Annotated in this window: 16 protein-coding genes; 5 read left to right on the forward strand and 11 right to left on the reverse strand. The window is 45.6% G+C overall.

The window, feature by feature from the left end; translation table 11 throughout:
- Nucleotides 1–368: 368 nt before the first annotated feature.
- Complete coding sequence (locus tag K7R10_RS14700; RefSeq protein ID WP_224485493.1) at nucleotides 369–905, reverse strand: lipid-binding SYLF domain-containing protein; 537 nt, start codon at nucleotides 903–905, stop codon at nucleotides 369–371.
- 226 nt (nucleotides 906–1,131) lie between these two features.
- Here K7R10_RS14700 and der point away from each other — a divergent pair, with 226 nt between their 5' ends.
- Together der and K7R10_RS14710 are read left to right on the forward strand one after the other, a co-directional pair.
- Entirely contained in the window at nucleotides 1,132–2,436 is a 1,305-nt protein-coding gene (der, locus tag K7R10_RS14705) for a ribosome biogenesis GTPase Der (protein ID WP_224485494.1), read from the forward strand.
- A gap of 336 nt (nucleotides 2,437–2,772) precedes the next feature.
- Nucleotides 2,773–5,556 (forward strand): outer membrane beta-barrel protein, encoded by a 2,784-nt coding sequence (locus K7R10_RS14710; RefSeq protein WP_224485495.1) that lies wholly within the window; start codon nucleotides 2,773–2,775, stop codon nucleotides 5,554–5,556.
- Nucleotides 5,557–5,989: 433 nt separating this feature from the next.
- Here the strand turns inward: K7R10_RS14710 and K7R10_RS14715 are convergent, their stop codons facing one another.
- Genes K7R10_RS14715 through K7R10_RS14735 form a run of 5 tightly spaced genes read right to left on the reverse strand, consistent with a single transcriptional unit; the run spans nucleotide 5,990 to nucleotide 9,187 of the window.
- A complete protein-coding gene (locus K7R10_RS14715; protein ID WP_224485496.1) occupies nucleotides 5,990–6,817 on the reverse strand; it encodes a TPM domain-containing protein in 828 nt (275 codons plus the stop codon).
- Nucleotides 6,817–7,254 (reverse strand): TPM domain-containing protein, encoded by a 438-nt coding sequence (locus K7R10_RS14720; protein ID WP_224485497.1) that lies wholly within the window; start codon nucleotides 7,252–7,254, stop codon nucleotides 6,817–6,819. Before K7R10_RS14720 ends, K7R10_RS14715 begins: the two co-directional genes overlap by 1 nt.
- Before the next feature lie 2 nt (nucleotides 7,255–7,256).
- Nucleotides 7,257–7,859 (reverse strand): LemA family protein, encoded by a 603-nt coding sequence (locus tag K7R10_RS14725; RefSeq protein WP_224485498.1) that lies wholly within the window; start codon nucleotides 7,857–7,859, stop codon nucleotides 7,257–7,259.
- Between the two features lie 21 nt (nucleotides 7,860–7,880).
- Entirely contained in the window at nucleotides 7,881–8,210 is a 330-nt protein-coding gene (locus K7R10_RS14730) for a MerR family transcriptional regulator (protein ID WP_224485499.1), read from the reverse strand.
- Nucleotides 8,210–9,187, reverse strand: a complete 978-nt coding sequence (locus K7R10_RS14735) for a M23 family metallopeptidase (RefSeq protein WP_224485500.1) — start codon at nucleotides 9,185–9,187, stop codon at nucleotides 8,210–8,212. The genes K7R10_RS14730 and K7R10_RS14735 overlap by 1 nt, the downstream gene beginning before the upstream one ends.
- Nucleotides 9,188–9,304: 117 nt before the next feature.
- On the opposite strand from K7R10_RS14735, the gene alaS reads away from it, so the two are divergent.
- From alaS to K7R10_RS14750, 3 genes are read left to right on the forward strand one after another with little or no spacing between them, the layout of a single operon-like run.
- Nucleotides 9,305–11,917, forward strand: coding sequence for an alanine--tRNA ligase (alaS, locus tag K7R10_RS14740; protein ID WP_224485525.1), 2,613 nt, complete (start codon nucleotides 9,305–9,307; stop codon nucleotides 11,915–11,917).
- 54 nt (nucleotides 11,918–11,971) lie between these two features.
- Nucleotides 11,972–12,931, forward strand: coding sequence for a GSCFA domain-containing protein (locus K7R10_RS14745; RefSeq protein WP_224485501.1), 960 nt, complete (start codon nucleotides 11,972–11,974; stop codon nucleotides 12,929–12,931).
- A complete protein-coding gene (locus K7R10_RS14750; RefSeq protein ID WP_224485502.1) occupies nucleotides 12,924–13,553 on the forward strand; it encodes a DUF4230 domain-containing protein in 630 nt (209 codons plus the stop codon). The genes K7R10_RS14745 and K7R10_RS14750 overlap by 8 nt, the downstream gene beginning before the upstream one ends.
- Here K7R10_RS14750 and K7R10_RS14755 read toward each other — a convergent pair.
- The 5 genes from K7R10_RS14755 to K7R10_RS14775 form a co-directional block, all read right to left on the reverse strand.
- Nucleotides 13,535–15,214, reverse strand: coding sequence for an XAC2610-related protein (locus tag K7R10_RS14755; RefSeq protein ID WP_224485503.1), 1,680 nt, complete (start codon nucleotides 15,212–15,214; stop codon nucleotides 13,535–13,537). The two genes, K7R10_RS14750 and K7R10_RS14755, sit on opposite strands and share 19 nt — an antisense overlap.
- Before the next feature lie 26 nt (nucleotides 15,215–15,240).
- Nucleotides 15,241–17,001, reverse strand: a complete 1,761-nt coding sequence (locus K7R10_RS14760) for an aromatic amino acid hydroxylase (protein WP_224485504.1) — start codon at nucleotides 16,999–17,001, stop codon at nucleotides 15,241–15,243.
- Between the two features lie 110 nt (nucleotides 17,002–17,111).
- Complete coding sequence (locus K7R10_RS14765) at nucleotides 17,112–17,684, reverse strand: DUF4136 domain-containing protein (protein ID WP_224485505.1); 573 nt, start codon at nucleotides 17,682–17,684, stop codon at nucleotides 17,112–17,114.
- Nucleotides 17,685–17,752: 68 nt separating this feature from the next.
- The gene (gene hutU / locus K7R10_RS14770) at nucleotides 17,753–19,759 is read right to left on the reverse strand and encodes a urocanate hydratase (RefSeq protein ID WP_224485506.1); all 2,007 of its coding nucleotides are present in this window, start codon (nucleotides 19,757–19,759) and stop codon (nucleotides 17,753–17,755) included.
- A gap of 200 nt (nucleotides 19,760–19,959) precedes the next feature.
- A complete protein-coding gene (locus K7R10_RS14775) occupies nucleotides 19,960–20,106 on the reverse strand; it encodes a C1orf53 family protein (RefSeq protein ID WP_224485507.1) in 147 nt (48 codons plus the stop codon).
- Nucleotides 20,107–20,129 lie beyond the last annotated feature (23 nt).

The following is a 20,129-nucleotide window of genomic DNA, read 5'->3' on the forward strand; positions in this document are numbered from 1 at the left end:
TAATTAACCAACCAACCAAAAAATCAAAAATCAATGAATGTAAGATCTTGCGTCCTGTTCAAGGGGGGCGAACAGGTTGCTTATCTTAAGTAGGATAAGCGATATATTCTAAGCAATCAGGGTTTTTACCTTTTTGCATCTTCATCATTTCAACGAGGCAAAGATAAGACAGCTGTTCAGCCTTTTCGTTGTATAAAATAAGCAATAACTTGTTGATTATCATGGTGTAACGTTGTAGTTGTAGCAAGGTTGATTACTATGAATACAAACGATTGTTCGTTGCTGTATTGGGCTGATTTACCTTGTAGTAAATAAAAAAACCGACTTCCCTGAAAGAAGCCGGTCTGCATATATGGGTGGTTGGTATGCTACATCTTGTCGAAGGGTTTGTATTTGAATTTTTGTCCTCCAACGGAAGCCTCAGCCATGAGGCCGCCTTTGGTATGCATAAAAACGGCTACTCCTTCTGTGTACCTGGCGTTGAACGATTCTCCTTCTTTTAGTGCCACAGCTGAAAGCCCGGCATTAAAACTGAATTCACTTCCTTTAAATTTCTCGAGTGTTTCAGGAGTCTCAAAAAAAATGGCTTCGATCACTGCCTGCCCCCCTGCCTGCAATCCGATATTCAATTCCTTCAGGTTGGCATAACCTACTTGTTTGCCGTTTTCATACAGTATCCCGGAACCGGCCGCTCCCCCGATTACAAAACCGCCTTTCCCCACGTTGGGAAATATAACGTATCCTGCCGCTGAATCGAAAAATTCCTTTATCTCAGGATTGGCTTCCATAAGAGCCGATTTGGCAGCTTCGGCCTCTTCTTTTAATTCATCGATCTTTTCCTTGCTTTGAGAAAATACGGGAAGCGTAAGGAGTAGAAGGGCAATACTGCAGAAAGCGATTTTCATACTTAACGGTTTGATGATTTGATTTTCAAAATAAAATTAATTCAGGGGTTTATCAACTCATGTTAATGAAAAGTTAATTTTGATATGTAAAAAACTGTTTTTCAAACGATTAACCTGAAATTATTTAACTGGTCTTGAATTGTTTTAACGCGTTTTTCCGGTAATTATGGGGAGTTGTTTATTCTTATCATGCGAAGTATTACCTTTGCGGCAGAATTAGATCATTATGAGTGGAATAGTAGCCATTGTTGGAAGACCCAATGTAGGGAAATCAACCCTTTTTAACCGGCTAATCAAAAGAAGAGAAGCCATCGTTGACGCAGTTAGCGGGGTGACGAGGGACAGGCATTACGGAAAGTCTGACTGGAATGGAGTGGAATTTTCCCTCATAGATACAGGAGGCTATGTTGTTGGAAGTGACGATATTTTTGAAAAGGAGATCGACAAGCAGGTGGAACTGGCCATCGATGAGGCCGATGTGATCGTGTTTGTCGTCGATGTATCCAGCGGAGTGACCGGTATGGATGAAGAGGTGGCTCAGCTATTAAGACAGGTGGATAAACCCGTTTTGCTGGCCGTCAATAAGGTAGATAGTGCCAGCAGACAGGCAGATGCTGTGGAATTCTATTCTCTTGGTCTTGGAGATTACTATACCATCTCCAGTATCAATGGTAGCGGTACCGGCGAACTGCTGGATGCCCTGGTTGAAAAATTACCGGAAAAGGAAGAGGCTCCTGAAGAGGAACTTCCTCGTTTCGCCGTAGTCGGAAGGCCCAATGCAGGAAAGTCTTCATTCATCAATGCCTTGCTGGATGAGGAGCGCTATATCGTTACCGATATAGCAGGAACCACCCGTGATAGTGTCGATACCCGTTATAATCGCTTTGGTTTTGAATTCAACCTGGTCGATACGGCCGGAATTCGCAGAAAGGCCAAGGTTAAGAAAGACCTCGAATTCTATACGGTGATGCGCTCTGTAAGAGCTATCGAACATTGCGATGTCTGTCTGTTGGTGATCGATGCAAGCAGGGGCTTTGAAGGTCAGGACCTGAATATTTTCTGGCTGGCCGAAAGAAACCGTAAAGGGGTGGTGATCCTGGTGAATAAATGGGATGTGGTCGAGAAAGACACCGATTCGACGAAGAAGTTCGAAGCGCATATTCGCAAGCAGATCGAACCATTCACCGATGTGCCTATAGTTTTTATTTCAGCCCTTACCAAGCAACGTATCTACAAGGCTATTGAGACGGCCGTTGAAGTGTATCAGAATAAAACGAAGCGCATCAGTACCTCCAAACTCAATGATACCATGCTTCCGATTATCGAAAACACACCACCGCCGGCCTACAAGGGCAAGTATGTGAAGATCAAGTTTTGCACCCAGCTGCCAACGCCAACGCCGCAATTTGCCTTTTTTGCGAATCTGCCGCAGTACGTGCGGGCTCCTTATAAAAGATTCATTGAGAATCAGCTCAGGGAGCATTTTGACTTTCATGGTGTGCCCGTTCAGGTGTATTTCAGAAAGAAGTAGTTTTTTGGGTAAGTAGGTAAGTGGATTGAGGGTATTAAGAACATACCCGAATTTATGATCCCAAATGTGAGCTGTATATTGTTATCTCCGGTTTGGAGGGCATTTATTGCTTCTGTTTGCCGGTACCTCTTAATTACCGTACAACTAATATCCCTTTCGTTATCGAACATTTCCCCTGTTAAAATTGGGTTAAATGTCGAAAATATTCATAGTGGCGTGCTCGTTTAATTCTATTTTCACCTCCGTTTTTTGTGGGTGATAGCATATTGAGATCTTAAGTGGATTAAAACAATCCCGGTTCTCGATGTTAAGCCTGAATTAATCCCGACTATGACAATGAAACCTATTTGCCTGTTACTGGCCTGCCTCTCATTTTGCTTTACTTTTTCTCAGGAATACATCATTAAAGGACGTGTGATCGAAGATGGCACTGAGACTCCTCTTGAAGCATCTACTATTTATGCCGAGTCACTGACCGATTCAACCCTCGTTTCCTATACGATTTCTGAAAAGGAGGGTGATTTTGAACTCGCGCTTAAAACACGAGAGACCGAATTAAACCTCTTTATGTCGTATAACGGATATAAAACAGTCAGAAAAAAGGTTGCACTTGACAAGCAGGTGATTGAACTCGGGGCTATTGCCATGGAGCTGCAGGCAGAACAGCTTGAAGGAGTGGAGCTGGTAGGGCAGCGGGTTCCCATTCAGATAAAAAAAGACACCCTTGAATTCAATGCCAATTCATTTAAAACGCGGCCTGATGCGACCGTTGAAGATGTGCTTAAAAAGCTTCCGGGGGTGCAGGTTGACAGCGAAGGAAATATTACGGTGAATGGAAAACCGGTTAACCGGGTGCTGGTAAACGGACAGGTCTTTTTCGACAGTGACCCTAAGGTGGCTACCCGAAGCCTTCCGAAGGAAGTAATTGAAAAAATACAGGTGACCGACACCAAAACCAGGGAACAGGAATTTACCGGTGATTCCGGAGATGGAGAGAACAAAACCATTAACCTCACTGTTAAGAAAGACAAGAATAAGGGAATGTTCGGCAGGATCACGGGTGGATACGGAACCGATGAACGCTACCAGGGCAATGGGATCATGAATTATTTTAATGATACCAGAAGGGTTAGTGTACTTGCCAGTTCAAATAACATCAACAGCCCCGGGTTCTCTACAGATGAGGTGTTCCAGGCTGTGGCGGGAAGCGGCCGGAGATCGGTGCGCTTTGATTCAGGCAATAATGGCTTTTCAATCAATGGAGTGAGTTTCGGACAGGGACAGGGAATCACCACCTCTACCACGGTTGGAGGTAGTTATGCAGATGCAAAAAGGGATGTGTACGAGACAGCCGCCAACTATTTTTTCAGCAACAGTGAGTCGTTTAATCAACAACGAACCAGCCGGGAGAATATCTTGCCATCAGGAAATTTCTTTACCGACACCGAAAGTGACTCTGAGTCATCTTCCAACGCCCATTCAGCAACGGCTAATCTTGAATTCGACCTGAGTGAAACCTTCCAGATTAGTGTGCAACCCGAAATGAATGTCAATTCGATCAATACCTTCAGCGAAAGCTTTACCGAATCTTCAGATGAAAACCAGGTGCTGCTTAACCGCAATCGTTCCCTGACGACCGGTGATGGACAAAGCCGTACCTTTAGTAACAGGGTTGATATTTTTAAACGACTGGATACCATCGGTCAGTATTTCAGGCTTACTCTAACCAACCGGAATACAGAAAGACTTAATGAAAACCTCTTTCAGAACCGGAGAGAGGTCTTCGGCGATCAGCCGGAAACCATCCAGCTTAATCAGTTGACAGAAGTCGATAACGCCGAAAACAGTTATGGCATTGAGACCACTTACCGGCTTCCGCTTACCAAGACCCTGAGGCTGGAATTTGAGTACGAATATCAGCATGAAGAACAATCAAACAACCGTAGTGTTTTTGATTTTGATGAAACCACAGGGGCTTATTCTTCCTTCAATGAGTTGCTTAGCTCTGACTTTGAATTTACCAACAGGGTGCAACGGCCGTCGATCGGTTTGAACTGGAATTCAGGAAGGAATTTTTTCAGTTTCGATGCCGTTTATCAGAGAAATGATATTACGAACAGCGATGAGCTTCAACGAAATTCTCTTTCCCGGGATTACGGGAATTTATTATTCACCACCCGCGGACGTATAAGTCTGGGAAAGACCAGCAGTATTTTCTTCGGTTACTTTCCCAATGTAAATATACCCGGCATAACACAGTTGCAACCGGTTCCTGATGTCAGTAATCCGTTGAACATTGTAATAGGAAATCCGGATCTTTCCCCCTCGGTAAATCACCGCATGAACCTTAATTTCAATAATTACGACTGGCGATCAGGACAGGGTGTTTTTGTATATGCCTTCACGAATTATGTCGAAGATGAGGTGGTGGCAGTGACCACGACAGATGAGGATCTTTTAAGAACCACCGAATTTACCAATGTAGATGGAAATCTGACCGCCAACATTGGAATGGGATTCTCAAAACAGATCAAAAAAGATACCCTGTTGACGGTGAGTACAAGAATTGATCCTTCAGTCTCGTACCAGCGAAATATCAGCTTTAACAACGGTTTGAGATTAAGTGCTAAAAGATGGTCTCCCCAATTGAGACTGACCACAACTTTGAACTGGAAAGAATTGGTTGAACTTGAACCGGGGTATAATGTTTCTTACAACGATACCCGCTACAGCCTCGACAATTTTGAAGATATCAACTTTATCGCCCATACAGCAACCCTTGTTACAACCACTTACTGGCCTGAAAACATCGTTTGGGGAAATGATATCAATTATACCTATAACAGCAACGTAGGCCCCGGTTTTGATAAAGATGCACTTCTCTGGAATATGAGTGTCGGGGTAGATCTGTTCAAGAAACGAGCGAGCCTCAAGCTGATCGCCTATGACCTGCTGAATCAGAATATCAACACGCGAAGAACCACAGGCCCAGACTTTATTCAGGATACACAAGGTACCGTGCTTCGTCAGTACTTCATGCTTACCGCCACCTTTAAGTTCGATCAGTTTGGCGGGAAAAGGCCGGGAGATAATAACAGGTTCAGATTTTACAGAAGGTAAAGTATCATGAGTTACAGGGTTATGGGTTAAGAGGTATTTCCGTCCTATCCAGGCAATTTTGAAAAGAAGGGAATTGCCTCCGGGCACTTTCTCCTGATAAGCACTGCAGAATTCTATATAAACCCCAAATACCCGTTAATCATTTGCTTAGGTAGAGGCATGGATTTATTTCAGCCGTCCTTTTAAAAATTCTTTCGGCTCCACGGGCTGTTCATGCAGCTAATTGGCATGATTCGTATTTCAATGGAGAGTGGATAATAGAGAATAGAGAATGGAGAATGGAGTGGATTGGTATTATCATTCATATTACATGAAAAATTCTGAAGAAGAGCTGATCCTGTATCATCAGGAATCAAATCAGGATTATGTTTTCAGGTTTTTATTTTTTGGGAAAATGCCCTGGCCGTTACCCCCTATAACCGTATACCAAAATCTACCAGCTTCCTCCGGCACCACCACCGCTGAAGCCTCCGCCGCCAAAACCGCCACCAAAGCCTCCTCCGAAACCGCCGCCGCCAAAACCACCGCTTCCGCTTCCTCCGAAGCCTCCACTGCTGCGACCCATATTGCTTAAGATGATCAGGTCCCAGATGTCCAGTCCGCCAGAGCGTTTGCCCCGGTTACCACCGCCTCTGTTGTTGCGGTTGTTTCGGGAAAAGATGCTGACCAGGAAAACGAACAGAACGAAAATAAGTACGATGGTTCCGAATGGGATACCGTCCGGTTCTTTTGATCGTTTGGGTTTAGCCTGGTATTTGCCTGCCAGCGCCTGTATTATGGCATCGGTTCCCTTGTCGAGACCGGCATAGTAGTCTCCGCGCTTGAATTCGGGTATGATCACATTACGTGTAAGTTCCCCGGTTATTCCGGCTGTAAGTCGGTCTTCAACTCCGTAACCGGGAGCGATCCAGATGCGCCTTTCAGATTCGGCAAGTAGAATGAATACCCCGTTATCTTCTTCGGCTTGTCCGACTCCCCATTTTTGAGCCCATCGCGGGGCCAGTAACCCGATGTTTTCCCCTTTTATGGTTTCTACGGTTGCAATGACGATCTGGGTGGAGGTGGTGTCGGCGTAATTCAGAAGTTTTGTCTTCAATGCCTGTTCCTCCTGCGGAGCCAAAATATCAGCATAGTCATAAATGCTTGTCTGCTCAGATTCTGCAGGCTTGGGCGGAATATCGAATTGTGCCTGCAGCTTGGAACTCAGGGCTCCCAGGAGTATAAAAAAGAGAATGAAATGGGTGATCGGTTTTAGCTGCATTAAGATCGGGATATATCGTCAGGTAATTCGTTTTTATCTTCATGGTGCCAGGGGAAGTGCTTCTGAAGCTGCTCACCGGCTTTCAGTATTCCCTCGACCAGGCCTTTTTTAAAGCGCTTGTGCCTGAAATGATCCTGCATGATGTCACGGGTACTGTCCCAGAATCCGGGAGGGACAACCCGGTCTATTCCCCGGTCTCCGATAATGGCGAAATGATGTTCATGAACGGCCAGGTAAATGAGCACCCCGTTTTCTTCTTTGGTGTTGTCCATCTTGAGCATGTGAAACACTTCTTTTGCGCGTTCCATAGAGGCTTTCCCGACACCGTATTCGAGATGTACCCTGATCTCTCCCGAGGTCGTTTTCTCGGCTTCCCTGATGGCTTGTATTACTTCGGCCTCATCTTCGCTGCTCAGAAAATCCTCTACTTCAGACATGATCAGGAATTAAAGTCGAATTCAACCTCGACCGGTTCTGAGGCGCCCGGTTCAGCATCGAAATAGGGTTTGCCTTCAAAGCCGAACCATCCGGCCAGGATAGAGTTCGGGAATTTCTTCACATGATTGTTATAGGGTCTGATGCGCTCGTTATAGCGTACCCGTGCTGTTTGGATGGTGTTTTCAGTGCTGGTCAGCTCATCCTGTAGTTTCAGGAAATTCTGGTTAGCTTTTAATTCGGGATATCGCTCTACAGAAACCAACAATCTTCCCAAGGCACTGCTGAGACCTCCCTGAACCTGGTTGAATTCCTGGAGTTGTTCTGCGGAGAGTTGTGTTGGGTCAACGGTCATCTGTGTGGCTTTGGCCCGGGCTTCTATCACCTCGGTCAGGGTTTCTCTTTCGAAATCGGCAGCCCCCTGGACGGTATTCACCAAATTTCCAATCAGGTCATTTCGACGCTGGTAGGCTGTTTGCACGTTACCCCAGGCTTCAGAGACTTGCTCGTTAAGGTCGATGGCGGTATTATTGAATCCTACGGCCCACTGGTAAAGTCCGAAGCCAACAATGAAAATCGCTATCAAAGCGATGATCCACTTTTTCATAAAGCTATTTTTTTTAATGTGTTACAGGTTGTTTTTGATCTTTAAAAGCTCAGCTTTTATAAACTCCAATTTACGAATAATCTCAAAATTGGTGAGGCTTTTATTCTTATGCTCGCGTATGTAGGTTTTTGCCCCTTCAAGCGTAAATCCTCTTTCCTTTACAAGATGGTAGATCAGAGACAGGTTGTCGATGTCTTCTTTACTGAACTGCCGGTTGCCCTTGGCATTCTTTTTAGGTTTGAGAATGTCGAATTCTTTGTCCCAGAACCTGATCAGTGAAGTGTTCACATCGAAGGCCCGGGCTACTTCGCCTATGCTGTAGTATCGTTTGTCGGGCAGATCTGCATGCATTAATCAAGCGATTGGTTTTCCTGAGAGGCTGCTCTGAGCATGGCTTCAAACTCTTCCGATGATAAACTTCCGTAGTAGAAATTGATCGGGTTGATTCGCTTATCGTCTTTCCATACCTCATAATGCAGGTGAGGAGCCTGTGAGCGACCGGTGCTTCCCACGTAGCCGATAATATCGCCACGCTTGACCTTCTGTCCGCGACGAACCTCGTATTTGCTGAGGTGGGCATAAAGGCTGATATAGCCAAAACCATGATCGATCCTGATATGCTCCCCATAGCCGGTAGAACGATTGTCGGCGCGAACCACTTTTCCGTCTCCCGAAGCATATACCGGGGTTCCTCGCGGTGCGGTAAAATCCATTCCGTAATGAAATTTGCGCACTTTGGTGAAGGGGTCTGAACGCCATCCGTAACCTGAGGCCATTCGGGTCAGGTCTTTATTGCTAACCGGTTGAATGGCGGGAATGGCGGCCAGTAGTTTTTCCTTTTCCATGGCCAGTTTGGTGATCTCGTCAAGAGAACGGGATTGCACTACCAGTCTTTTTTGTAACTGTTCAAGTTTCTTGGTAGACGCTATGATAATCTGAGAGTTGTTGTAACCTTCGAGTTCCTTATATCTGTTGATTCCTCCAAAACCGGCGGTACGCTGCTCGTTGGGAATCGGATTGGCTTCAAAATATAATCGGTAGATATTGTTGTCCCGCTCTTCGATATTGGCAAGTACATCTTCGATCTGGGCCATTTTCTTGTTCAGCAACTCAAACTGCAACTCGTAATTCTTGAGTTCCCTGGCTTGCGAAAGCTCTTTTGGGGTATTTACCAGATTGGTGTTTAAAAGTACGATCAGGCTGAGCGTTCCGAAAAAGAAAGAGGCGATGAAAAACAAGCTGATATTGATAAACTTCTTGCCCTTTTTAGGCTCGATCCTGCGATAAGATAAGGTGTCTGAATCGTAATAATATTTTACCTTCGCCATTAGTTTAAATGTGCTATTTTTGCCCTCACCGGGCAGAGCCCGGCAGATAGTCGAACGAACAAATATAGAAATTGTTTTTCAGACACTGCAATTTTTAGAAAATCTTAAGCTTTTATGATGACATCCACAGCGATACGGGAGCAGTTTTTGAAGTTTTTTGAAGAGAGAGAACATAAGATCGTTTCTTCAGCACCAATGGTGATGAAAGATGATCCTACGCTGATGTTTACCAATGCCGGTATGAACCAGTTCAAGGAGTATTTCCTCGGAAACAAGGTGCCTGCAGATACCCGTGTAACCGATACTCAGAAATGTCTGAGGGTAAGCGGAAAGCATAATGACCTGGAGGAAGTGGGGAAAGATACCTACCACCATACCATGTTCGAAATGCTGGGTAACTGGAGTTTTGGTGATTATTTTAAAAAAGAAGCTATTGAATGGGCCTGGGAATTGCTAACCGAGGTTTATAAGATCGATAAAGATCGTTTGTATGTGACCATATTCGAGGGGACACCTGAAGAAGGTCTTGATAAAGACGATGAGGCTTTTGCATTCTGGAAGAAAATCGTTCCTGAATCGCGTATTTTACTGGGTAATAAAAAGGACAATTTCTGGGAAATGGGAGACCAGGGACCCTGCGGTCCCAGCTCAGAGATACATGTTGATATCCGTTCAGACGAAGAGCGTGAGAAGATCGATGGAGCAACTCTGGTGAACCAGGATCATCCTCAGGTGGTTGAGGTCTGGAATCTGGTCTTTATCGAATTCAATCGCAAGGCCGACGGATCACTTGAAAAACTACCTCAAAAGCATGTTGATACCGGAATGGGATTTGAACGTCTTTGCATGGTGCTTCAGGGCAAGCAGAGCAATTATGACACCGATGTGTTCACCCCGATTATCAGGGAAATAGAAACCATTACCGGCGTTGCCTACGGAAAAAAGGAAGATACAGATATCGCCATAAGGGTGATAGCTGACCATCTCAGAGCAGTGAGCTTTGCGATTGCAGACGGGCAACTTCCCGGAAACACCGGAGCAGGTTATGTGATCAGGCGGATACTCAGAAGGGCGATACGTTACGGATTCACCTTCCTGAACCAACAGGAGCCATTTATATTTAAGCTCGTCGAAACGCTCAGTAACCAAATGGAGGGTGCATTTCCTGAGATTAAAACCCAAAGGAATCTTGTTGTGAATGTTATCAGGGAAGAAGAACAGTCTTTTTTACGTACGTTGGAGCAGGGGCTTTTGTTACTCGATAATGTGATCGATTCTTCTAAGGGGAAAGTGATCAGCGGAGAAAAAGCCTTCGAATTGTACGATACCTATGGATTCCCTATAGACCTGACCCGGCTCATCGTGGAAGAACGTGGCCTGGAACTTGACGTTAAAGGATTTGAAAAGGAGCTGCAAAAGCAAAAGGAACGTTCAAGGGCAGCCACAAAGGTGGAGACAGGTGACTGGGTTGTACTGAAAGACGATGCAGATGAGGAGTTTATCGGGTATGACAGCTTGCAGGCGCCGGTAAAGATCACACGCTACCGCAAGGTGGAAAACAAGAAGGAAGGTGAGATGTATCAGCTTGTTTTCAACCTTACCCCATTTTATCCGGAAGGAGGAGGGCAGATAGGTGATAAGGGGTATCTTGAGTCTCCTGATGGCAGTGTGGTATATATCATAGATACCAAGAAGGAGAATAATTTGATCATTCATTTTGTAAAGAACCTGCCCAAAGATCCTGAAGCTCATTTAACGGCAGTTGTGGCCAAAGATAATAGGTTGAGAACGGCTTCTAACCACACTGCTACTCACCTGCTGCATCAGGCGCTGCGTAAGATCCTTGGGGAGCACGTGGAACAGAAAGGGAGTATGGTGCACAGCGGTTATCTGAGATTTGATTTTTCTCATTTCAGCAAGGTGTCACCTGAGGAACTGGAAGAAATAGAAGATTTTGTCAATGCCCGAATCAGGGAACAGCTGCCTTTGAATGAAGAACGGAACATCCCTTATGAAGAAGCCATTGAAAAGGGTGCTATCGCACTTTTTGGAGAAAAATACGGCGATACCGTACGTGCTGTGCGTTTCGGTGAAAGCATGGAGCTTTGCGGGGGCACACACGTTGAAAATACAGCGCAGATCTGGCATTTTGTGATCACTTCAGAGAGTGCCGTTGCCTCAGGTATTAGGCGTATAGAGGCCATTACCGGTGACGCAGCTAAAGATTACTTTACTTCGCGTTCTGAAACCCTCGACAGGATACAAAAGGCGGTAAAAAACACCCAGGAACCTCTGAAGGCTATCGAAAACATCCAACAGGAGAATAACGACCTGAAAAAGCAGGTGGAGTCCTTGCTGAAGGAAAAGGCTAAAGGTCTTAAGAAAGAACTCAGATCTCAGGTAGAGCAGGTGAACGGAATAGATTTTCTTACAGCAAGAGTTGATCTGGATCAGGGGGCTATAAAAGATCTGGCCTTCGAGTTAGGTAACGAGCTGAACCAACCTTTCCTGGTCTTCGGAACCACTGCCAATGAAAAGGCCATGATAACCTGTTATATAGGCAAGGACCTGGCAAAGGAAAAGGATCTTAATGCCGGAAAGATCGTAAGGGAACTCGGTAAGTATATTCAGGGAGGCGGAGGCGGACAGCCGTTCTTTGCCACTGCAGGAGGCCGTAACCCTGAAGGTATAGATCAGGCTCTGAAAGAAGTGAGATCGTTCATAGAATAATATAAGATTCCCGCCCGACAGCGGGAATCGTCATTTTTTGATATCTTCAGGTATATGAAATTACAGACTAAAGTACCGTTGAACCCTGCCGGGAAGAAGATATCCTACGAAAGCGACATATTGCTCTTGGGTTCTTGTTTTGTTGAAAATATTGGTGAGCGTCTTGAGCATTTCAAATTTCGGTCAGTGCTGAATCCCTTTGGCATCATATACAATACCACATCAATAACCCGGTTGATCGATCGTGCTGTGAGATCAGAGCTCTTTACAGCTGATGATGTTTTCGAACACCGATCGCTCTACCATAGCTATGAAGCACATTCTCAGCTAAGCGCTTCCTCTGTGGAAGCAGCTGTTGATAAACTGAACGGAGCACTTGATGTTCTGAAAGAAAGTGTAAACAACAGTACTCATATTTTTATCACCCTGGGAACAGCCTGGGTGTATGTGGAGAATAATTCCGGGCAAACTGTAGCCAACTGCCATAAGGTTCCGCAGGAAGAATTTGAGAGGAAATTGCAGGACGTAGAGACCATAAGAGATGAGATACTCAAGATACATTCCCTGATCTCATCTGTGAATCCTGAAGCTCAAATTGTTTTCACCGTTTCTCCGGTGCGGCATTTAAAAGACGGCTTTACCGGAAACCAGGTGAGTAAGGCCCACCTGGTCGCCGGATTAAATGCTGCCATGCAATCTGAGGAACAGCTCTCTTATTTTCCTTCCTATGAAGTAGTGATGGATGAATTGCGGGATTATCGCTTTTATGCCACAGACTTGTTGCACCTGAATGAAATGGGTATCACCTATGTTTGGGAGTGTTTTTCAAAGGTATATTTTTCTGAACCTGTCAGGGAGGCTATGAAAAAGGTAGACAACTTGCAAAAAGGACTCCGGCACCGGGTGTTCAATGCTGAAAGTGAAGAATACTTCAAATTCAGGGAAAAGCTGGAGCGGCAGAAAAAGGATCTTATGACCAGGTTTCCACATATGAAATTCGAGGGCTATGCGTAATTTTCTTCTTGGAGTATTGATCACCGTACTTGGATTTATGCTTTTATGGCAGAGCGGACTGTTTACGAATGGCGGGGCTGATAAAGCTGAGGTGATGATTCTTGAAGAGCAGATAAAAAATACCGCGAAACTGGTGGTTACCGAAAGTACCTTTTCTGAAGTGTTTAACTATAATGAAACTGAAAAGCTTTTCGGTAGCTGGTTGACAACACAGAAAAAGGCACTGGTGCTGGTGAAGGCCGAAGTCAGTATTTCTTACGACCTCAGGAATCTGAATGTTCAGCTGGATCCGGAAAATCGTCAGGTGTTGATCTACGATCTCCCTATGCCTGAACTTAAAATAGCATCTCAACTGGAGTTCTATGACGTACAGGGGGATTATCTGAATCCTTTTAATGCTGAAGATTATAACCAGGTGAGAAGAAAAGTGAATAACCGTATCAGGCAGCAAGCTGAGAACTCCGGTTTGATGGCCAATGCCGAGAACCGGATCATTAGTGAATTATCCGGGCTTTTTTTGCTGACCAGATCCATGGGATGGGAGCTGGTATACGAAAAAGAGGTTTTACGTTCGGCAGACGATCTTGAAAAAGTCTTACCCGGTCAGTCTGTATTTAACTGAGCTTTGACCCAGTTCAGAAAATCATTCTTCAATGAAGCCATCTGCCAATCCCCCGGTGCATCGATTCCGAATTCTTTTTCAGTGACCTTGCTGCGAACTGTTTTCTGGTAATTAACCTTCAGGTTCCCCGGTGAGCCGGAGGTCCAGAAATTGGTTTTTGATTCAGGATTTCCTGTTTTATCGATTTTAACCAGGCTGGCGCTGAAGCCTCCGTTTGCGGTAACGGCGCTGTAAAGCAGTCTTCGGTGCTCCGGAATGCTGATGATTCCCGCCTCTGTGATCGCAGTTCCGTCGAATGCGGTGTCACGGGAGAAATCACCCTTTTGCTTGTTGTACAGATACACTTCATAGCGGGGGTTTCCTGCCAGGTCTGAACCGGCTCTCAGAACCAGGTCGGGATGTCCGTCGAAATTCAGGTCCTTTGACAGTCCGTGATTTTCGCTTCCCACTATTTCAGCGATATCAACCTGTTTCGGAAGATAGGTTTCAGGCATGCTGAATACCAGCTTTCCTCCCCCTTTCATCAATTGCTTCTTCAGTACCCGCACCCTGACAGGGTTGGGTGAAGGATCTTCTTTTTGCAGGTAGCGCAACTGATAGCGCCAGATCATTTCATTGCCGTCGGTAGCGACGGGGTTCGTTTCAAATATGAATATCGAATCTTTGAGGTCCTGATAAAAGTGATAGTAGTTCTTTTTTAATTTGAAGCTATCGCTTTTAACCAGGCTTATGTCGAAGTCTTTGTTGTAAAGAAATCGCTGAGATATGGAATCGGTGTGGTAAATTGTTAGATGTTTGTTGTCGATACCCGGCCATTCGAAGGTTGTTTGACGTGCAAGGGTGTTGTCGTCGATGAATTCGCTGCGGGTGATTTTTAAAGTATCTCCGGTTTTTTTCTTTTCAGCCAGCTGAAACCAGGTGTCAACTGTATCGGCAGAATGAACGGCCAGAACTTCAGAAATGTGCTCCCTCCCCTTTACAAGATAGGTCTGTATGGGTAGGGGGGTGGGTCTTTCAAAAAAGGGTTCCGGGGTTTTGTAAAGACTTTGGGTGCTGTCAATCAGTTCAAGTAAAAGGGAATCTGACGATATTTTCAAAGATTTATGCAGGATGAAATATTTTTCAGGATAGGGGATATCGATACTGAATTGCCGGTTAGCCATCAGATCGAAATAAAAATTCGGACTATTGGCTACCTCGGTGATCTCTAACCGGTCGTTGTTTGTGACCGCTGAATAAGCCCTGGGCAGGTTTCTGGTATTGTCGTAGGTAAAAAAGAACAAGCTATCAGCTGCTGTAGCGTCAATTCTGAAAAGGTGTCCCGGCAGCAGGGAGCTGACCTTCTCATCAGACCTGAAAATGAGGGTGTTCTCAAAGTAGCTGAGACGGCCTTTTCTTGAGGTTTTCCCATATAAGTTTACCCCTTTTATCTCCGGTTTTACCGAATTGATTACCTCTGCCTTATAGAACAGGGAATCGTTCCTGTCGAATGCCGTATTTCCTAACCTGATGGCTTTGGAAGCCAGTTCTTCATCGCTGAGGGGAGCCGGGGCTTTTTTGACCAATTCTTCAGGCAGGTCGCTGCTTTTTGATTCCGGAGTTTCTTTCCTGCAGAACACCATAGTGAGTGCTGCAAGGGTAATAAGGGCTATTCTTTTCAATATTGACAGGGGTTAGCTAAGCGGTTTTATTCGGTCATTACCTCGGCAGATGCCAAAGCGATTCCGTCGTCTATCAGGTGGCCTACCTTCGGGCGTTCCTGTTTGATGGTTTCCAGGTGTTCGAGTATTTCTTCCATGAAATTTTCCTCCCGGGTCTCTTTAGCCAGTTCATACAGTTCGACGGGCAGTAGCCAGTCTTCAGGATGGTTTTCTTTCAATTGCTCAAAAACCTTATGCCTGGAGATGGTTTTATTCTTCCCTTCCCTGAATTCGCGAACCTGTTTATAGAGTTGTTCCAGTTCGAGGGTTTTCGGGTGTTTTTTGGGTTTGATCGTTTTCTCTGAAGGGACATGGGTGATCAGGTCGAAGCTTTTGGCATCTGCCGGTCCGCTAAAGGCGGAGGTTACCTGTTTTCCTATTGCCATGTGGTAAATACCGTCTTCAGGCGTGAAAAGTACCTCGTCTTTGTATTTGACCAGGCAATTGTCAAGGGTGATCATGATGATCTTTCCTCTGAGATTTCTTGTGCCGGTTATGATGGTTCCCTCGACTTTCAAATCTCCTTCAAACTCCAGAGACACCTTTTCGCCTTCATAGATGTTATATGCTTTCAGGTCTCTGGGGCTCATATCTTCTATCGCCAGGTTGATTCCCTTTAATTTTCCTACCGGGCTGCTGAATCCGTGGGGATGGTTAATGGTGCCATGGCCTACCAGTTCCTTTTCATGATAGCTCAGGGCTGTTTTTCCCTTGGTTTGAAAAAACACCGGTTTGCCTTCGTGTTCGATCATTCTGGTAAATACACCAGATATTTGTACTCCGGTACTCAATTCTATCGTACCTAATGCTTCACTTTTAATGAGTTTTTGCAAACCGCTCAGTCCGCCTTTGCGAAGTCCCATTTTGTTGGCAAACTCTTCAAGTACCAGGCTGAGGTGCGCGAAGTCAGGGGTTACGAAAAGCTGTGGCTGAGGCTTGGTAATGTCGAAGTCCTGATAGGCAGCCTCGATGGTATAAGGGATCTTTTTTACTTTATCGGTCATGCACCAGGTGCTTTCCCCTATTGATGAAAGCAGTCCGGCTCCGTAAATCCTGGGATTTTCAGGGGTTCCGATCAGCCCGTATTCGACCGTCCACCAGTGGAGGTTCCTGATCAGGGACATTTCGCTGGGCTCGCCCATATTTTGCTGAATTTCATCAACTCTGCGTTCAGCTTCTTCGATGTCTTTCTCAGGGGTACCTTCAGCTTCTTTTATGATGGAAAGATGGCGAATGGCTTCATATTGTTCGTAATCCTTTGCGCTTGAGATGGCTTTACAGCCGATCTCACCAAAGCGTCTCAGATATTCGGCATATTCCGGATTGGCGATAATGGGAGCATGACCGGCGCCCTCGTGTATGATATCGGGGGCGGGGGTGTATTCTATGTTCTCAAGCTGTCTGATATCAGAAGCGATAACCAGAACATTGTAAGCCTGAAATTCCATAAAGGCATTTGGAGGAATAAACCCGTCTACTGCCACGGCTGCCCAGCCGATGTCTTTAAGAATCCGGTTCATGCCGTACATGCTGGGAATGTGATCGATTGATATTCCTGTCTTTTTCAGCCCTTCTGTGTAGGAGTTATGGGCTACCTTGCTCAGGTAGTCAACATTTTTGCGCATTACATATCTCCATACGGCCTGATTAATGGGGGTGTAATCCTCATAATCCTGCGGTTTGATGAATTGTTTCAGATGCGCCGGTAATCGGTCCAGCAACGGATTGCTTTCGTATTCCCCTTTCATAATCCTTTGGTTTTGCCTATAAATGTACAAAATGAGCGGTTAACTAAGAAAATTCCCGCCTAAGCCATCGGCATAAAAAAACCGCTCTTTGCGGAGCGGTGTTAGTCTTGTTATCTGCTGGTGAGTTTGGTGTTCATATTCGCGCCTTCAGGTGGGAACGCAGAAAGTATTTCCCTGACGAATTCAGCGATACGTTCTTCTTTCTTAGCCACATCGCCATCGGTGACCAGATCTCCGGTTCCTTTCCCTTGCCAAACGAGCTCTCTTCTCTTAGCATCGATCAGATCGATATACAGGGAGCCTTCGGTGTTGGTGGAAACCGAGGTCATTCCGGCGCCACCCCACCAAGGGTTCCAGCCCCAGCCCCAACCCCAGCCCCAGCCGGCGTTGTTGTAGACATTAATGCGGTCTTTTTCTTTGGTGAATATGCTGATCAGGATATCAGGATCCTGAGATTTCTGCCATCCCTTAGCAACCAGTTCATTTTGTATGGCTCTCAGAATTCGTTTCTTATCGAGATCTGAGATGTCGGCCTGATCAATACCTGGTTTATAAAAGGCAAAGGTTCTGTATTGCGAGAAGTCAGCACTGCGATCGTAATCGGTTGCGACACTCACCGTGCTGCAGGAAGCCAAAACAAATACGGCGAGCAACGGCATGACAAGTAATTTGATCTTTTTCATAATTGTTTGAATTTGTAATATATAAGTTCTGCTTCTTGGGATACCGGTCACATAGCAGTCCTTTAAAATTACGAAAAAAGTGAATTCAATAACTGGTCGTCAACCTTTTTCGGCAAGGTCACGTGTAAACCCGGCTCCTGTTCCATGGCCCGCTGAATGGCAAATTCAGCTCCATGGTTCCTTGCCCAACTTCTGCGGGCTATTCCGTTATTTACATCCCAGAAAAGCATCGACTGAAGATTAGACAGGGCATTATTACTACCATCAAGAACCATGCCGAAGCCTCCATTGATAACCTCTCCCCAGCCGACTCCGCCTCCATTGTGAATACTGACCCAGGTAGCTCCCCTGAAACTGTCTCCGATCACATTTTGTATGGCCATATCGGCCGTGTACCTTGAGCCGTCATAGATGTTAGATGTTTCTCTGAATGGTGAATCTGTACCGCTTACGTCGTGATGATCCCTGCCCAGTACCACATAACCGATTTCACCTTTTGCGATGGCTTCATTAAATGCCTTGGCGATTTCGATACGTCCTACACTGTCTGCATATAAGATGCGCGCTTGTGAGCCTACTACCAGTTTGTTCTCTCTGGCGCCTTTTATCCATTGAATGTTATCGGCCATTTGTTGCTGTATCTCTTCAGGGGCCTCCTTCATCAGACGCTGCAGCACCTCGCTGGCGATAGCATCAGTCTTTTCAAGATCCTCCGGGTTTCCACTGGCACATACCCAGCGGAAGGGGCCGAACCCATAATCAAAACACATGGGTCCCATTATGTCCTGTACATAGCTTGGATAAATGAACTCATCTGTTTTGTTTCCCTGTGGATCGCGTTTGACGATATCGGCGCCTGCCCTGGAAGCTTCCAGTAGAAATGCGTTGCCGTAATCGAAGAAATAAGTGCCCCTTCCGGTATGCTTTTTAATAGCTGCAACTTGTCTTCTGAGTGACTCTTTTACCTTGTCACGGAAACCATCGGGATCATCGGCCATCATTTCATTCGCTTCTTCAAAGCTCAGTCCGGCGGGATAATAGCCTCCTGACCAGGGGTTGTGGAGCGAGGTCTGATCAGATCCCAGGTCGATCTGAATATTTTCTTCGGCCAGCTTTTCCCATACATCTACAACGTTACCATGGTAGGCGATCGATACGGTTTCTTCAGCTTTCCGGGCCTTCCTGATCCTTCGGGTTAATTCTTCGGTGTCGTCGATAACTTCATCAACCCAACCTTGTGAATGTCGCGTTTGTATCGCTTTCGGATTAACTTCAGCACACACTGTGATACAACCGGCTATGTTTCCTGCTTTCGGTTGCGCTCCGCTCATCCCACCCAGTCCGGAGGTAACGAAAAGATTGCCCTTTGGTTTTTTTCCGATTTTTCTGAAACCATTCAGGACAGTAATGGTAGTGCCGTGTACAATCCCCTGAGGGCCTATATACATATAGCTCCCGGCGGTCATTTGTCCGTACTGGGTGACACCCAGGGCATTGAATCGTTCCCAGTCATCGGGTTTGGAATAATTTGGAATCATCATACCGTTTGTGACCACGACTCTCGGGGCTCTCTGATGTGAGGGAAAAAGGCCCATGGGATGGCCGCTGTACATGACGAGGGTTTGCTCGTCGGTCATTTCTGCCAGGTACTTCATGGTGAGAAGGTATTGGGCCCAATTCTGAAAAACAGCACCGTTACCACCATAAGTGATCAGTTCATGAGGGTGCTGTGCAACAGCCGGGTCTAAATTGTTCTGTATCATGAGCATGATGGCTTTTGCCTGCTCCGATTTGCCGGGGTATACGGCTATGTCCCGGGCATACATTTCGTAGTCGGGCCGAAAGCGATACATATAAATGCGACCGTATTGCTCCAGTTCTTCTTTGAACTCCGGAAGCAGCGTCGAGTGGTGTTTTTCGTCGAAGTAGCGGAGGGCGTTACGCAGTGCCAGTTTTTTTTCTTCGGGGTTGAGAATGTCTTTTCGCCTGGGGGCATGATTGGCGTTCGGGTCATATGGTTTTTTTGAAGGCAGGGTTTCCGGAATACCTTGTAATATTTGTTCTTGAAAGGTCATGAGTTAATAGAATTACGGTTGTGTTTAAGTGTCACAGAAAAGCGGGTTCTCTATGCTAAATATGAAAAAAGGGGCGAACAGGTGGCTTAACCGATAAGCCGTGAGAGTGTGAAGGTCTAGGGGTATCGAATATCAGCCCGGTGGAAATGACATCGGATAAGCTTTTTGTAATACATGTTTCCGAGATCCATAAAGGGCGATTAGTTTTTGTTAAATCCGTAGGGGCAATGTCTGCAGCCACTCTGGCAACAGTATCCGCGTTTTAACAGGTATTGGGCGGTAAAGACCCGGTAACCGTCTGAAGTCCAGTAATAATCTCCTTCCTCAAGAGGAATTATTTTTTTCATATTATTGTCTGCAAAGTATTACC

It is taken from the genome of Robertkochia aurantiaca (genome assembly GCF_020166495.1).
Taxonomy (GTDB): Bacteria; Bacteroidota; Bacteroidia; order Flavobacteriales; family Flavobacteriaceae; genus Robertkochia; species Robertkochia aurantiaca.